A 14,827-nucleotide genomic window follows, 5' to 3' on the forward strand; every position below is an offset into this window, starting at 1 on the left:
CCGGTGCACCACCAGCGAGCTCGAGACGTCCCCGCGCGATGGTCGACTCCGACACCTCTGCCAGCCTGGCCACCACCACGATCCCGCCATGCCCGAGCGCATCGGCCTCAGCAGCCAGATACAAGCGGCGCTGCCGCTCGTCCAGATGCGGCAGCACGGCTGCGAACTTCACATCCAGGACCGCCAGGCCCGTCTCAGATATCGCCATGGAAGGCCATTTAGCACAGCACTCACCGCAGCCGCACTGAAACTAACAGTAATTGTTTTACGGATCCTCACCAGTTCGTCTCTCCCGCGAAATATTTTGCCGCCCGGCGCAGGATGTCGCGCTCCATCTCCAGCTCCCGGATCCGGGCCTTGAGCTGCTTGTTCTCCTCTTCCAGCACGTCGTCGGACGATAGCGGGCCCCGCACTGGCTTCCTCGCCGGGCCCCGCTCCTTCGCGCCGGCGCTGCCGTCGGCCTGCGCCTGACGCACCCAGTTACGCAGCGTCTCCCGGCTGATCCCCAGGTCCTCGGCCACCGAGGCCAGCGTCCGTCCCGGGTCGGACAGATACAACGCGACGGCGTCCGCCTTGAACTCCGGCGGATACGACTTCATCGCCACGTGGAACTCCTTGTCTCCGGATTTCCATCATCCGGTACTCAAGGTGTCCACACATCGGGGGCAGGGCCCGTGCGCCTGGCTGAAGGTGTCCCGCTCGGGCTACTACGAGTGGCGCGATCGGCCGGCCTCGGCCACCACGCAACGCCGTGTACTGCTGTCCCGGCTGGTCGCCCGCCATGGGGGCGATCCTAGTGTTCGTTGAGCCGGCCGATCCGTAAAGGAAGCCAGTGCATCACCGCAGGCCACGACTATGAACCGAGTATTGAACCCTCACGACGCAATCGATTTACGGGGCAGTCCACAGCCCCGCAAGATCTGCGTACAGTGCTGAGCTGCCCAGCAAGGTCTCGTGGCTACCGATTCTGGCATCGATACCGTCCAGCACCAAGATCCGGCGAGCACGGGCTGCTGAGCTGATCCTGTGGGCGATCACGATCAGGGTGCCGCTACGCCTGGCGAACGCTCGCTCCACGACGGCTTCTGCTCGGGAATCGAGGTGGCAGGTGGCTTCATCGAGGATGACCACTTCGGCGCCGGACAGGAAGACGCGAGCGAGCGTGATCAGCTGGCGCTCCCCCTGAGACAACGAATCTATATGCTCGATCTCGGCATCGTAGCCGCCAAGCTGGCCGACCAGCTCTCTGAGCCCGAGTTGGTCGACCGCTGCGTCGAGTTGGCCGTCTGTAGCCGCAGGCGCCAGGTAGCGGAGGTTGTCGCGTACGGTCCCACAGAAGACGTAGGACTCCTGGGGGACCAGCGCGACCGTGCGGCGCAGCCACTGCGGGCATAGCTCGGTAAGCGGCACGCCGCCCATCTGTGCCACCCCCTTCTGAGGGGTTTCCAAGCCGGCGAGGAGTGCCGCAACCGTTGATTTGCCAATGCCGCTCGGGCCCACGATGGCGAGGTGTTCCCCGTGTTCGACCTGCAAGTCCAGCCCTTCTACGATCGGTTCGGAGTGCGGCCCGTAGGCGAACGCCACCGAGGTCAGCTCGATGTCGAAGGTGGAGGCGGTGCGTGACAGGGCCTGGGCTTCCGGAGGTACATTGGCGGCGGCCGCGAGCCGGTCGAGCGACACGCCAAGTTGAAGGCCGAGGTTACCTATGGTGCCGACGATTGAGCGCAGTGCCGGCTCCAAGCCGGCGACAAGGTAGGTCGCGGCGCCGAGGATTTCGCCAGGCGTGACCGCACCCGAAGACACCAGCCATGGTGCGGCGGCCAGCGCGAACAATAGAGGCAGGCGGGCTCCAAGAGCGATGATCATGATTCGCCCGGCTCCTGTTCTCGCCGTTGCCATGGCAGTGGCCGCCTGCCTATCAGCGGCCACACCTATCTGACTCGTGGCCGTTTCGTAAGCTCCGCATGCGGCAACGTCACGCAAACCGGCCAGCACTTGGCTGGATTCTTCGGAGAACCGTTCTTCCGCCAGCATCGACGCAAGGTAGCGCCGCCGCAGTACCCGCGACAGCAGGGCGAGAAGCATCAGAGCGAATGCGAGTGCGGCCCCGGTAACCCAGGCGAGGAGAGGCGCTAAGGTCGTTAGGCCAATAAGCACTGCGGCTATCGAGAACGCGATGGTGCGTACGACCAGCAACAAAACGGCGACGGTCTGCCGAACACCTTCGGTCTGCCTAGTCATTCGGCTTACGGCGCCGGTATCCGCGTCGGTGCTCACCCGCACAGCGTTGTGCAGGGTACCTGCGACCACAGAATAGACGAGCCGGTCGCGCACCGATTCCACCAACACCGCCAGCGGCCGCATCGTCTGCCGGGCACCTACCGCGCCGAGCAGCAGGGCACACCCGTAACAAGCCAGCACGAGCAGGCCGAGGTCCAACTGTCCGGCCAAGAAACCATGGTCGACAGCCAGGGCGACGAGCTGCCCGGATGTGAGTATCGGCACGATCTCGAGTACCGACCAGCCGCACAGCACAACCAGGGAACGGCGCTCCGCGGCGAGCACTGGAAGGATCAACGGCCAGCCACGATGCCGAGTCACATCGTCACCGCCAGCGTGTCGTCTGCCTGCTGTCCGAACATTGCGCGGTAACCGGGCAATGCAAGCAGCTTCCGGTGAGTGCCCGTCACGGCTACCTGGCCATTCCGTAGCCAGACCACATGATCGGCCCTGGCTGCGGTGGACATTCGATGCGTGATGATCAGCCGGGTACCGCGGTGTCGGTCGAGCGCCTGCGTGATCCGGACCTCTGTGGCTGTGTCCAGGCTTGATAGAGCATCGTCCAGAATCAGCACCTTCGCATCACGGCAGAACGCGCGGGCAAGTCCTAGACGCTGCAGCTCACCGCCGGACAGGCGCAGCTCGCGGACCGGCGTCAGCTCCCGTTCTGGCAGCCTGGCCACGAAGGCACCGGAGTCGCTGTCCCGAAGCGCGGATTTGATCGCTGTGGGCGTCACCGGCAGGTCTCCGTAGCCGACGGCATCGCGTACCGTGTCCCCAAGGAGGGCAGGTCTGTCGAACGCATACGCGACTATTCGGCGCACCTCGGTCGAATCGGCGTCCGCGAGATCGACCCCGTCGATCAGCACTCGGCCTTGGTCTGGTGCCCGCAACCCGCCTACGACTGAGGCCAATGCCGACTTTCCCGCCCCGGAGTCGCCCACCAGGGCCACTACGGATCCGGCGGGGATATCCAAGTCGATCGAGTCCAGCACGGGTCGACCCTCTTCCACCACCCGTACTCCGCGCACGGTGATGGCGCCACCACCGTCCTGTGGAAAACGGGCGGCTCCAGCCGACGTCACCGGCTCCTGTAGGACCTCGTGAAGCCGCTGGGCGGCGCCGCGCACCCGGCCGAACTGGGCCAGCATCGCCGCTTGGCGGAAGACTCCCATCGCGAATCCGAGGTAACCACTGACCGCGAGCAGGCCACCAGGGCTGACCGAGCCGACAGACACGTCGTACCCCGCCATTGCGAGCGCACTTACCTGAATGACCGGCGCCATCAGGGACAGCTGCCAGCCCATGTCACGCTGGGCGAGCCAGAATCGCAGACCGTGGGCGTGTAGCTCTGACAGTGGAACGAGGACCCGGCTGATCTCCTGGTTGGTTGTGCCTGCGGCTCGGATCGTCCGGATGCCACTGAGCGCATTAACCAGCCGACTGGCCAGTTTTCCTTGTGCCCTCTGGTAGTCCATCGTCAACTCGGTGCTACGGCGAAGGAAATTCTTGGCCAGCAACCACACCATTGGCGCTCCGACGACGAAGACAAGACCGACCGCGGGGTCGATCAGGAACAACGCGATGATCCCGCCCATCGAGGTCAGCATGGTCACCAGGGCGCTCACCGCGACGGGCACCAACCGTGCGGTTTCCGCTGCCCCCTCCAACAGGCGAGTCAGGAGGTCTCCGGTGGTGAACCTGGTCCGGCCCCGGCCGTCGAGACGTACCAGGTGGTACGCGAGTCTGTGCCGCAGGCCAGCGGTCGCCTTGGTCGAGGTCCGTACTCCGAGCAGCTCCCGCATGGCTTCGGTTACGGTGGCCAGTGCGAGCATGACTCCCATCAAGACCAGGGGAGCGGCCGAGGACATCTGTCCCAGTGCCGCATCGACGACAACGGCCAGCGTCGCAGGGATGAGCATCCCGGTCAGGGCGTCCATAATCGAGACCAGGAGGTACACCGCGCTCGTGGGCAAGTTCCGCCGCAGAACTTGGAACAGCAGCCGACTGACCGGCTGTGCCATGCCTGCCCCCTTCACGTGCCAGGATTTCCCATCGCGAATGCCGACCGCCCCGCCATATTTCCAGCGGGGCGGTCATAACTTTCCCGGTTTCACTCATTCGGCTAGTCGAAGGTGACGCCTGGGCATGTCAACAAACTCGCAAAGCCGCAGCAACCGTACGCTGCCGGTACCGCGTTAAGTTCGGGTAGTTCCTGCAGCACATCGATGCCTGTTACCACAATTCACCCCCCTTCATTCCCGCGTCGGTACGAGCTGGAACATGCTCACCCGGTGTTGGTGCAGCTGTGACAGGTCGTGAACCCGCTGGTATCGAAGATGGGACAGTTTCCACCGGTAAAGGAGTTCCAGCAGCAGTCGTCCGCAAGCATCGCGAGTTCCTCTGTCGAAGCGAATTCCTGCAGATGTTCGACAGCAATGGACATGGTGATTCACCTCCTCGAGATATGGGCCCCTCAACCGAAAGAGGGTTACACCGCGAAGGTCGCCCCGAGGCAGGTCGTCGGCACCGTCCAGGTGCAGCAAGTTACGTCGGCGACAGCCCAGACGTCCGTGATCGTCTCGTCCAGCTCTTGCAGCAGTCCGATGGAAATCGCCATGATCTACCTCCTAGGCCAGTCAGACATGTGGGGTATCAGCTGGTGAAGGTGCACCCGAAGCAGGTCTGCCACGTGGGGGGGATCGGCGGCAGGAACGGGCCGCAGCAGCTGCCCAGAATCGGACAGCCCTCTAGGCCTATCTCCTCCCGGGAATCCAGCTCCTGTAGAAATTCCACGTTAATCGACATAATTTCACCTCCTTTCGTGGCTTGTCGGTCATCGGTCGGCGGCGGGTAGGTCCCCGTTGGCGACGAACCGCGCCGCAGCATGGTGAAGTTCCGCCGAACCGTCGAGTGGTGCGTGACCGGCGCCACCGACCTCGACGTACTTGTAGTCAGCATTCGGCTTTCGGCCGAGCCTGGCGAGGCGTTCCGCGAGTCGACGCGACTGGGTCACCGGTATCGTCCTGTCTTCGCTGCCATGGAAGAACAGCAGGCGGGCGCTGGAGTTCTCTATCCAGTTCAGGACATCACGGCTACCTCGCTCGTCTGTGATCTCGCGCCGCCCGTCGAGACGATCGATCATCGCTCTCACTTCGGCATCCGCCTCCTGATAAAGGCTGGCCACGGACATGAACGGCGCGACGGCCAGTACCCGCGAGAAGAATTCCGGTTGCGCGGAAGCAGCCAGCAATGCCAGGAAGGCGCCGTAGCTGGAGCCGTAGACCGCGAGGGGCGCGCCGCCGCGCTGCTTATAGATGTGGGCGACCAGCGCCAGGACATCAGCCAGGTCGGGGCCACCCCACGCGCCGACGATAAACTCGTGAAACTTATCACCGTACCCCGTGCTCCCACGCGGGTTCGGTGCGATGACAGTCACGCCCTCGTCGGTGAATAACTGAAACAACTGCGAGAATTTCAGCGACCAGCGACTGGCGGGCCCGCCGTGCAGGGCCACCACAAGCAGGGGGGCGGAGCGCCAGTCCTGATGGCCACACACGATGGCCTCAATCTCGGATTCCGCACCGGGGAACATTTCCAGGCTACTCGGTGCCCACCCGCTATACCGTCCAGCGTCGGTCCCGTCGTGGACTTCGACCCAACCGTTCGCCTCAGGCCCGATCAACCGCCCAGGAAATCCGCACCCTACTGCGAAGGACCACAACCGCTCGCCCCATCCCATGGCGCCGAACGCATGGTCAGGTGGGGTGGTGAGTGGGAGCAGCGTGTCGGTGTTCGTATCGAGGACCGACACACGGTCCCGTAGCCCGTCCTGCAGGTGCAAAGCCACCGCCCCGCCTTGCGGGCGCATCGCCATCGGCGTCACCGATCCGGCCAGCCGTTCAGGAGCGGTTAGCATCCGGGCGTCATGGCCCGGACGCAGTAGCCCCACCCGGTGCTCACCGGTGAATTCGCTGGTGAACAGCACTTCGCCAGCCAACGGCGCGGTCAACCACGCCAGGTCACCTTCGCTGCCCGTACCGATCGGGAGATCGTTGAGCTCATCACGGCGAAGGTCGTAGATCGCCGGGCGCGTGCGCGAGCCGGCTATACGGTTGACTACGTAGCGGGTGCTCTGGCGGTCCAGCCAGCCACCTCCGCGCAGTAGCAGCGGTGGCAATGTTCCAATGTGGTGTGCCTGCTCCTCCAGCCCGTGCCACCACCACACCAAACAATCGCCGTCCCGGGCACCTTCACGCCCGATGAACAACGCTCGATGCGTGCCATCGGGGGCAGGCGCAACCACCTCGGGCCGGAACGGAAGCGGCCCGGACTCTTGTCGCTGTCCGTCCGGTCGCAGCACAACCAGTCCCGTCGGCGACACGAACAGGACTGTGCCGTCGTCAAATGGCACCGCGTCGGTCGGCATGGTCGCTACGTCGGCATTGCTCGCACGCAACTCGAATCGGCCCAATTGATGACAGTCCGGCGAGGCACCGTGCAGGCGCCAAAACTCGCATAGCAACGTCCCATGTCCATCTGTGAACAGAGCTGCGGCCGTCCTGCCGGTGGCGGAGTACCGGAATGTGAGCCGTGAGCGCAGCGAGACGAGCGTCGGCCACAGGGCGGGCTGAGTCGCCATGACGGTCACTGGCCGGCTCCTACCGTCAAGTCGAAGTCATCAACCATCCACCAGCGCGGCCCGCCATACCGAAGCCTGTGCAGAAATCCAAGCGGGCCGCTCATGCCGACGTTGTAGCTGTAGCTCACCGCGGTGTTGCTGTCATCCAGCAAGACCAACCTGTCACCGCGCAAGCTGGTGAGCCGGTACAGCGCCAGCGCATACTCCTCGGCCCACTCCCGGTACAGGCCGTCGCCAGTGGCCGCAGCCATGTCCAGCAGGAACTCGCCGTTGCCGGCCAGGCCGTGGCAATGGCTGGCCGACAGCAACCATTTCTCCATCCTGGTGGCGACCGCAGCCTGGTGCGCCGCATCGAGAAAACGCGGCTCTCCAGTCGCCCGCCACAACCGGACCAGGAAGGTGCCGATGCCTGGCCCGCCACTACACCACCAGCAGACCCCATCGAACCGGGCAGAACCCTCGGCTTCCTTCTGTGCTGTCGGCCAGTACGCGGCGTCGCCAACCCGGGTCGCGACCGAGACAAGAAGATCCCCGCCATGGGACGCGATGTCCAACAGATCCGGTCGATCCAGCTCACGCCCAACTGCAAGGAGGAAGGCGGAGATCCCGGCGACTCCGTGCGCGAACCCATAGTGGATGAGGCCGCCGGCGTTGTGGGCGGAATCCTCAGGCATCGGCCAGGTGACTTCCCCCTCCGCACGAGCAGCCAAAACCGAGTCGACGCACATCAGCACGCGTTGCCGCAGCTCGTCGTCACCGGTCCGCCGCCACAGGTGCAATTGCGCGAGGCCGCCACCGGCGACCCCGTGGGTGATGTCTGGATTTTTCCACTTCACCGGCATCGTCTTGACTCGCCGCAGAGTGCGTTCCGCCAGCTTCTCATCGCCCAGGTGCCGCGCGGCCTCGTACAACGCCCAGTAGGTTCCGGCCCGGCCGAAGTACAGCCCCGGCAATACCCTCGGGTCGTTCGCCAGCCGCCGGTTCAACCACCGCACGGCGGTCTCAAGGGCTTGCCCTGCGCCGTCGTCGCCGGTCGCCACGACCGTACGTCGGAGCAGTTCGACTGGGCCAGCAGCGCCTGCCTGCAGACTGAGTGGATCAAACAGCCGCCCGTCGAGCGGGCTGGTCGGCCATAGGGTGTCGGCCAACTCCGGTGTCATGGCTTCGGCCAGGTGTGCAATACCGTCGTCGAGCAGGCGCTGCTGTTTCTCGGCGGAGAGCCGGTTGGGATGGCGCCGATCAGCTGGCGCGGAGAGCGTCTCCAACATCTCCTGAACGCGATGCAGCGGCAGCCGCCTGGCGGGATCCTCGCAGGTCAGGCCCAGCACGATGGGCGCAAACGCCGCCAGAGTGGGGCTGTGACTGGACACAGCATCGACTAGGAACTCAATCCGCTCTTGGTGGCGACGCGATATGCCCTCGCCAGGCTCATCCAGGGGCAGAAGCGCATGAGTCCCGGTAACGAGGTAGAACAATGATGCGCCGAGGCTGTAAAGGTCGGCAGTGGGAGAGGGCGCGGGATACCGGATAGGGCCGCTGAGTTCCTCGGGCGCGACATAGGACATCGTCATCACCCTGGTCACCTGCTGGCCCGGCACTGCGACGAACTCAGTGTCGATGATCACAAGATCTTCGTTGGGCGTGACCATGATGTTATTTGGCGTGAAGTCGCGGAAGACGAACCCCTTGTCATGCACCGTCGTCATCAGTGTGACTAGTTGCTTCGCAACGGGTAGCACGCGCTCGAGTGGCATGGCGCGGCCAGGCAGCGGCTTCATCACACTCTCGACCCAAGCCCGTAAGGTGACGCCGTCGATGTGTTCCTCGGCCAGGAAGACGTGATCCTGGTAATCGAATAGGGCAATCGGGCGTACCGCCACGCGCAATGGCTCCAGGGTACGCAGCACGTCATACTCGTTACGCAGGAAGTCTCTGGCGTCGGTGCCGTCCATTTCAGCTGCGACGAATGGCCTCGCCTCTTTGACCACTACCTTCTCGCCGGTCTGCTCGTCGATTGCCCGATAGACGCCGCCACGGTTGGAATGCCGAATGGCCTCGTATACCACAAACCGGTCATCCAGTTTGACCTGGGACTTGCCCCGTTGGGATTCCCGCCGTTCGGACACGGCTTCAGCAATCGGCGCGGGCGCCCAATCCGGGGGCGAGTACCATGCCTTACGGGAATCGGGAGTCCAGCCGCCGCTAGGCGAGACTAGCATCGGCACATACGAACCGTCTGAATCGAGCACCTGCTGGCCCCCGGAAAATCCGCCATAGCGGTAATGTACCAGGCTGCCAGCTCGGTAGCGTCGATCCGAAAGAATTGCAGGACCTTCATTCCCCTCAGTTGCCCTGTGCAATTCTTCGAGCAACTGGATGAACTCCTCGTCACCGTTGGGGTAGACGGTTATGAACTTCCCTCCTGCACCCCGGTCGCACCGTACGGACAACAGCATACGCAGCTGTGCGAGCCCTTTCGCGAACTTAAAGGCGACTCCTCGTTCCAGCAGCACCCGGGAAACGGCGTCCAGTACCGCGACGGCGGATCTTGGCGTCGCGGAGACATGGATCTTCCAGCCCTGGGCCTGGGTCAGCACCCCGGGTGGGCGGACATAACACCACATCGATTCGGGACTGTGTACCCAGCCATGCAAGGGCACCACTTCATTGCGCACCCGCACAAAATCGTCGACGTAAGAATAGTCGATAACTTCAGTAGAAACGTTCTGTTCGCCCATGCTCACTCCCACAACGCTGAACATTTCATTGCGCACAATGATCTTGGAATCAATAGCGGAACGCGATGACGTCGCCGTTTCTCGAGACCGATGAATCTTGGCGGCCCTTCCCTTGAGAGACATGATCGGAACGGGGCAATTGAGGCTTCAGCAGATCACTTCCGACATGGCATTTGTATCGTGGAATACTATGATGTCAAAGTGCATAGGCAGCCAAATGTCACAGTATTCCTGCCACGTCTCGGCAAGATGGAGGCGTGACCGCTACTACATTCACCGTTCGGCCAGATCACCGGCGAGCCCTCCGATCAGACGATTCGCTGAGAAGACACCAGCTCCCAAGACGTTAGTCCGAACATCTGGCCTGTCGGTGTGGACTTGGTTGTACGAGCGTGGAGCGGACGTGGACGGCGCTCGGCGCTGATCACCTGTCGATCGGACCGGCTTGCCGATCTCTCCAGGACCTCATCGCCATCGTCGCCGGCCTGCGCAAGCGTGTCATCGGCTTCCGGTCGCTCAAAGAGGCGCTCGACACCGTCACCGTCGGCGGGCGGCTCGTCTTCCACGTGTTCGCCGCGCTGGCGGAGTTCATCCGCGAACTCATCGTGGAAGGCACTCACGAGGGCCTGGCCGCCGCCCGCGCCCGCGGGCAGCTCTTGGGACGCCCGCCAGCGATGACCGCCGAGCAGATCCGGCACGCCCGCGACCTGCTCACCCGGCCGGAGAGCACCGTCTCTCCATCGCCCGGCCTGCTTGGCGTCAGCCGCTCCACGATTTACAAGTACGTTCCCCAACTCGCGACAGGCCGCCCTGCCATCGAACCACCAACGGCGCGCATCGAGATGGAAGCGGGAACCTGATTCGGCAGCTCAGGGCCTATTTGGCGGCTGGCGTCACGTTGGTTAACGGCACCCCCACCAAGCTCGGGTCGACGCAGTAAGAGTTGGAGAACAGCCGGACCGTGGCCGTCTTGGTGACCTGGCGGAACTCGCTCCCCTTGAACGCCTCGGCCAACTGAACCGGCGCCGGCGTGGGACACGGCGCCCCGGCCATCCAGCGCTCCAGCGGCGCCTGGCCCGTCTCGGAATGCTTGCGCTGGTGGTAGACCCGCTCGACCCAGGCGGTGAACAGCAGCGCGCCGGACGCTGCGCCCGGCCGGTGACCATCATCGTCGACAGCCAGTCGGTCAAGGCCGCCGAGACGGTCGCCAAGGCTGATCGCGGTTACGATGCGGGCAATTATCTGGGGTTGGATGTTATGCCGGGCCGGGTGGATCAGGGCTGGCCAGCGATGGTCTGACAGCGTGGTTGCCGGTGATAACTACAGGTTCTCCAGGAAGGCGAGGAGGCTGTCGCCGGGGCGGTAGCGCCGGGTGCCGACACTGGGAGGCGCGGTTCGGGCCAAGGCTTTCTCCTTGGTGGCCAGGTCGGCGTGCAGGTAGACGTCGGTCGCCTTGATGCTGGCGTGGCCGAGCCAGAGCGCGATGGTGGAGGTGTCGACGCCGGCGTGCAGCAGCGCCATCGCCGCGGTGTGGCGCAAGGTGTGCGGCGTGACGTTCTTGGATGTGAGGGTCGGACAGGTGCGGGCCGCGACGGGGACGTACTTGGCGAGCAGGTCGGCGACGGCGTCGCGGCTGAGGCGTCCGCCGGTGCGGTTGGGGAACAGCGGGTCGGCCGGTGCGGCGTGACGGTTGGTGATCCAGCGTTGGAGCAGGCGGGCGGTGGGCCGGGTGAGCGGGGTGGCGCGCTGTTTGCGGCCCTTGCCGGTGCAGCGCAGGTAGGCGCCCACTCCGAGTTCGGCGTCGGCGCAGGTCAGCGAGGTGATTTCGGAGACGCGCAGCCCGGTCTGCATGGCGACGAGCAGCAGCAGGTGATCGCGGCGGCCCAGCGGAGTGGACTGGTCGGGAACCGCGAGTAACGCGTCGGTCTCGGCGCGGGTCAGGAAGCACACGTCGGTGGACTCACGGCGTTTGCAGGGGATGGCCAGGACGCGTTGGATGAGCAGGGCGTGCTCGGGGCAGCGTAGCGCCGCGTGGCCGAACAGGGAGTGGATCGCGGCCAGCCGGGCGTTGCTGGTGGCGATGCTGTTGTTCCGGTCGGTCTCGAGGTGGTCCAGGAAAGCACTGATGAGGTGGACGTCGATGTCGGTCAGGTCCAGGGCTGCGGGCGGTCGGCCGAGTTCGGCTTGGGCGTAGTGCAGCAGCAGGCGGAAGGTGTCGCGGTAGGCGGCGACGGTGTGTTGGCTGGCGCGGCGGTCGGTGAGCCGTTCGGTGAAGTATCCCTGCATGATCGGGGCCAGGCTGGTCATGATGGTTCCTCCCAGGAGGCTTCCAGGCGCTTGGCGGCTTCGGTCATCAACTGCGGGCAGGCGTGCAGATACCAGTACGTGGTCGTGGGACTGATGTGTCCGAGGTAGGTCGACAGAGCGGGCAGCAGGTGGGCGACGTCTGCTCCGGTGGCGTACCAGTTCGCCATGGTGGTCACCGCGAAGGTGTGCCTGAGGTCGTAGAGCCGCGGCTTGGCCGTCCCGGCAGGGGCGGTGATCGCCGCGGTCTTCAGCACACGGGCGAAGGCCGTGCTGGCGCTGGTGTGGTTCAGGCGGGTGCCGGCGCAGGAGACGAAGAACGCCGCGGTGGATGGATGCGGACATAGTTCGTCGCGCCGCGCCTGGTAGGCGGCGAGGTGCTCGGCGGTGCTGGAGTGCAGCGGGACCAGGCGGGATTTGCCGAACTTGGTGCCCCGGATCAGCAGGATGAGGCTGTCCAGGTCCACATCACCGCGGTCCAGGCCCATCGCCTCGCCGGTTCGGATGCCGGTGGCGGCCATCAGACCGACGAACGCCTCTATGGTGGCGGCGCGCAGCGGGTTTTTGAACCTCCGGGCCGCTTGCAGCATCGCGGTGATCTCCGCCGGTGAATACAGGTGGGGCTCGCAGCGGTCCGCCGTGCGTGGGAGCAGGGCTGTCGGCGGGACTTCGGTATGGGCGTCGAAGGCGGCTTGGAACCGGGCGAACTCGCGAATGACGGTCAACCGCGCCGCCCACCAGGACGTATCCGCCCCCGCCGGGGTGGTGGCCCACTCCACTGCCGCGGCAACGGTGACGTGGTCCAGCCCGCGGGTGTCACAGAAGGCGGCGAACTGACCAAGCATCCGGCCCTCGACCTTGAGTTTGTAGCCCAGGCTCCGGCGAATCGCCAGGTAGCGGTCAACGGCCTCACGCAGTGTCGTCATCGCCGACCGCCATCGGCCAGGGCCGCACGACCGCGGCAAGCGCGGTCAGGTCGACCTTCGCGTAGATTGCCGAGCTTGCGTGGTCGTTGTGCCGCAGCAACTCGGCGACCTCGGCCAGTGACCCGCCGTCGGCCAGCACTCGGCAGGCGACGCGGTGCCGCAGTCGATGGGCGCCCACCATCGCGATGCCAGCCCGTAACGAGGCGTGGCGCGGCACCGTCACGATCGACTGCCGTTTCATCGGTGCGTCCGGGCCGATCGTGCGGGTGAACACCTCCCGCAACGTCGATGGCCGCCGGCCGTTGCGCAGCCAGTCGGCCAGGGCGCCGCCGACGTCGGACGGAAGCGGCATCCGGTCGATGCGGCCGCCTTTGCCCCGAACCGTCAGCTCGCCGCCGCGCCAGTCGATGTCGTCCAGGCGCAGCCTCGCGACCTCCACCGCTCGCAGCCCCAGCCTGGCCATCAGCAGTAGGACCGCGAAGTCCCGCCGCCCGATCGCCGTGGACCGGTCGCACGAGGCAAGCAGGGTGGTGACTGCCTCGTCATCCGCGCCGACCGGAATCCCGCTCAGCTGCCAGCCGGCAACCGACGGCACCACCGGCGACAGGTCACGGTCGATGTCGCCTGCCGCGAACAAGAACCGCAGCAGCGACCGCAGACCCGAGGTCAACGGCTTCATCGAGCTGGTCGCGTAGTGCTGCGACATCTCCAGCACGAACGCCGTCACCGCTTGCGGAGCGATCCGGTTCAGTTCCAGCCGTCCGCCTTCGACCTGGGCGATCAAGAACTTGGCGGCCCAGTGCAGACGCAGGTCCGCCGTCTGCTCGCCGAGCCGACGCTCACGCTCCAGCCAGCGGCGATACCTCTCCAGCACCGCATCGACCGGACCCAGGGCGCGCGGCTCTTCGGCCGGGACCAGCCCAAGTCCGCGCAGATAGCCCAGCATCGGCCGCAGCGAGCCAACCGTCCGCCACCGTCGACAGCCGCCAGCTCGCCGCGCCGCGACAAACGCGGCGATCCGCTCGGCACCCAGCTCAGCGGGAGCCACGCCCTCCTCCTCCAGCCAGCGGCTCAGATGCGTCAGTACATACGCGTGCCCCTGAGCGGTCCGCAGCGTGAACCCCTGATGGATCAGCTCCAGCCGAAACTCGTGCACCAGCCCAGCCAACGGCCCAGAAACCCTGACCGGGTAGCGGCCGTCCGTCGCAGCCTTGACCATGTACTCACCTCCATCGACAACCCCTCGATGAAGGAGACGGTGAAGCTCCGGCGTTATGACGTCAATCCACCAGCCGCACCACCATCAACCAGCACTGATCCATCCGGCCCGGCATAACATCCAACCCCAGATAATTGCCGGCGTCGTAGCCACGACTGTCGCGGCCGACGGTGTCGGCGCCCTTGACGCTTTGCGAGTCGATGATGCCCGCCGACGGCTCATCGTCGCGGCCGGCCTGGCGGCGAACCTTAATGCGCAGCTGGGTGAGCAGCGTCTCGGTGACGCCGGCCTGTTCCCACTGCTGGAAGTACCAGTACACCGTCTGCCAGGGCGGCAGGTCAGTGGGTAGGTACCGCCATGGACAGCCCGAGCGCACCACGTACAGGATCGCGTTGACGATCTCTCTGCGCGGATGCTTCTCCGGACGTCCACCGCTGCTCGGCTCGGGCAGTAACGGTTCGATCAGCTCCCATTGCGCATCGGTCAGATCCGAGGGGTAACGATCTGAGGGCATCCGGCCACCCTGACGCCACCGGCACCCATCGTCACGCCGCCACGCCGAACATGAACGATCTTCTCAAACACGCACTTAGCTTGTTCTTTATCGTCCGGATTGTTGCGCTGAGCGGAGCTTTGATCGTTTCGCGGACAACGAGACGGCCTTGAGTGATCATGTGCGGTGCTGAGTCGCTGCTGATCACTACAAGGCCGTGAGGGT

At 65.1% G+C, this 14,827-nt stretch carries 10 protein-coding genes and 3 pseudogenes; 2 read left to right on the top strand and 11 right to left on the bottom strand.

Translation table 11 applies throughout. The features are described from left to right. The 7 genes and pseudogenes from LDL49_RS54875 to lanL all read right to left on the bottom strand — a co-directional run. Nucleotides 1–208, bottom strand: a pseudogene (locus LDL49_RS54875) (ISAzo13 family transposase); the annotation flags it as partial. A 68-nt stretch (nucleotides 209–276) separates the two neighbouring features. Beyond that, nucleotides 277–605 (bottom strand): annotated as a pseudogene (locus LDL49_RS54880) (transposase); the annotation flags it as partial. Nucleotides 606–891: 286 nt separating this feature from the next. Continuing rightward, nucleotides 892–2,565, bottom strand: a complete 1,674-nt coding sequence (locus LDL49_RS59010) for an ATP-binding cassette domain-containing protein (RefSeq protein ID WP_225302914.1) — start codon at nucleotides 2,563–2,565, stop codon at nucleotides 892–894. A 32-nt stretch (nucleotides 2,566–2,597) separates the two neighbouring features. Further along, nucleotides 2,598–4,304: an ABC transporter ATP-binding protein gene (locus LDL49_RS54890; RefSeq protein WP_225302915.1), complete on the bottom strand. Its 1,707-nt coding sequence runs from the start codon at nucleotides 4,302–4,304 to the stop codon at nucleotides 2,598–2,600. A 467-nt stretch (nucleotides 4,305–4,771) separates the two neighbouring features. After that, nucleotides 4,772–4,900 (bottom strand): hypothetical protein, encoded by a 129-nt coding sequence (locus LDL49_RS58055; protein WP_263656730.1) that lies wholly within the window; start codon nucleotides 4,898–4,900, stop codon nucleotides 4,772–4,774. Between the two features lie 216 nt (nucleotides 4,901–5,116). Beyond that, nucleotides 5,117–6,922: an alpha/beta hydrolase family protein gene (locus tag LDL49_RS54895; protein WP_225302922.1), complete on the bottom strand. Its 1,806-nt coding sequence runs from the start codon at nucleotides 6,920–6,922 to the stop codon at nucleotides 5,117–5,119. A 5-nt stretch (nucleotides 6,923–6,927) separates the two neighbouring features. Next, nucleotides 6,928–9,660: a class IV lanthionine synthetase LanL gene (lanL, locus tag LDL49_RS54900; RefSeq protein WP_225302916.1), complete on the bottom strand. Its 2,733-nt coding sequence runs from the start codon at nucleotides 9,658–9,660 to the stop codon at nucleotides 6,928–6,930. Nucleotides 9,661–10,052: 392 nt separating this feature from the next. On the opposite strand from lanL, the gene LDL49_RS54905 reads away from it, so the two are divergent. After that, nucleotides 10,053–10,520 (top strand): recombinase family protein, encoded by a 468-nt coding sequence (locus LDL49_RS54905; RefSeq protein ID WP_225302917.1) that lies wholly within the window; start codon nucleotides 10,053–10,055, stop codon nucleotides 10,518–10,520. Nucleotides 10,521–10,746: 226 nt separating this feature from the next. Next, on the top strand, nucleotides 10,747–10,959 hold the full coding sequence (locus LDL49_RS54910; RefSeq protein ID WP_225302918.1) for a hypothetical protein: 213 nt from the start codon (nucleotides 10,747–10,749) through the stop codon (nucleotides 10,957–10,959). Nucleotides 10,960–10,980: 21 nt separating this feature from the next. Here the strand turns inward: LDL49_RS54910 and LDL49_RS54915 are convergent, their stop codons facing one another. From LDL49_RS54915 to LDL49_RS54930, 4 genes and pseudogenes are all read right to left on the bottom strand, one after another. Then, nucleotides 10,981–11,967 carry a tyrosine-type recombinase/integrase gene (locus tag LDL49_RS54915; RefSeq protein ID WP_225302919.1) on the bottom strand — a complete coding sequence of 329 codons (987 nt, stop codon included), beginning with the start codon at nucleotides 11,965–11,967 and terminating at the stop codon, nucleotides 10,981–10,983. Continuing rightward, nucleotides 11,964–12,890, bottom strand: coding sequence for a tyrosine-type recombinase/integrase (locus tag LDL49_RS54920; protein WP_225302920.1), 927 nt, complete (start codon nucleotides 12,888–12,890; stop codon nucleotides 11,964–11,966). Before LDL49_RS54920 ends, LDL49_RS54915 begins: the two co-directional genes overlap by 4 nt. After that, nucleotides 12,874–14,109 carry a tyrosine-type recombinase/integrase gene (locus LDL49_RS54925; protein ID WP_225302921.1) on the bottom strand — a complete coding sequence of 412 codons (1,236 nt, stop codon included), beginning with the start codon at nucleotides 14,107–14,109 and terminating at the stop codon, nucleotides 12,874–12,876. The genes LDL49_RS54920 and LDL49_RS54925 overlap by 17 nt, the downstream gene beginning before the upstream one ends. A 136-nt stretch (nucleotides 14,110–14,245) precedes the next feature. Then, nucleotides 14,246–14,623: pseudogene (locus LDL49_RS54930) on the bottom strand (IS5 family transposase); the annotation flags it as partial. Nucleotides 14,624–14,827: the final 204 nt, after the last annotated feature.

It is taken from the genome of Nonomuraea aurantiaca (assembly GCF_020215705.1).
GTDB classification, from domain to species: domain Bacteria; phylum Actinomycetota; class Actinomycetes; order Streptosporangiales; family Streptosporangiaceae; genus Nonomuraea; species Nonomuraea aurantiaca.

Coding starts and splice junctions, on each gene's coding strand:
- lanL (WP_225302916.1), bottom strand. CDS start 9,660: ATGGGCGAACAGAACGTTTCTACTGAAGTTATCGACTATTCTTACGTC.
- LDL49_RS54910 (WP_225302918.1), top strand. CDS start 10,747: ATGCTTGCGCTGGTGGTAGACCCGCTCGACCCAGGCGGTGAACAGCAG.
- LDL49_RS54890 (WP_225302915.1), bottom strand. CDS start 4,304: ATGGCACAGCCGGTCAGTCGGCTGCTGTTCCAAGTTCTGCGGCGGAAC.
- LDL49_RS58055 (WP_263656730.1), bottom strand. CDS start 4,900: ATGGCGATTTCCATCGGACTGCTGCAAGAGCTGGACGAGACGATCACG.
- LDL49_RS54895 (WP_225302922.1), bottom strand. CDS start 6,922: ATGGCGACTCAGCCCGCCCTGTGGCCGACGCTCGTCTCGCTGCGCTCA.
- LDL49_RS54915 (WP_225302919.1), bottom strand. CDS start 11,967: ATGACCAGCCTGGCCCCGATCATGCAGGGATACTTCACCGAACGGCTC.
- LDL49_RS54925 (WP_225302921.1), bottom strand. CDS start 14,109: ATGGTCAAGGCTGCGACGGACGGCCGCTACCCGGTCAGGGTTTCTGGG.
- LDL49_RS54920 (WP_225302920.1), bottom strand. CDS start 12,890: ATGACGACACTGCGTGAGGCCGTTGACCGCTACCTGGCGATTCGCCGG.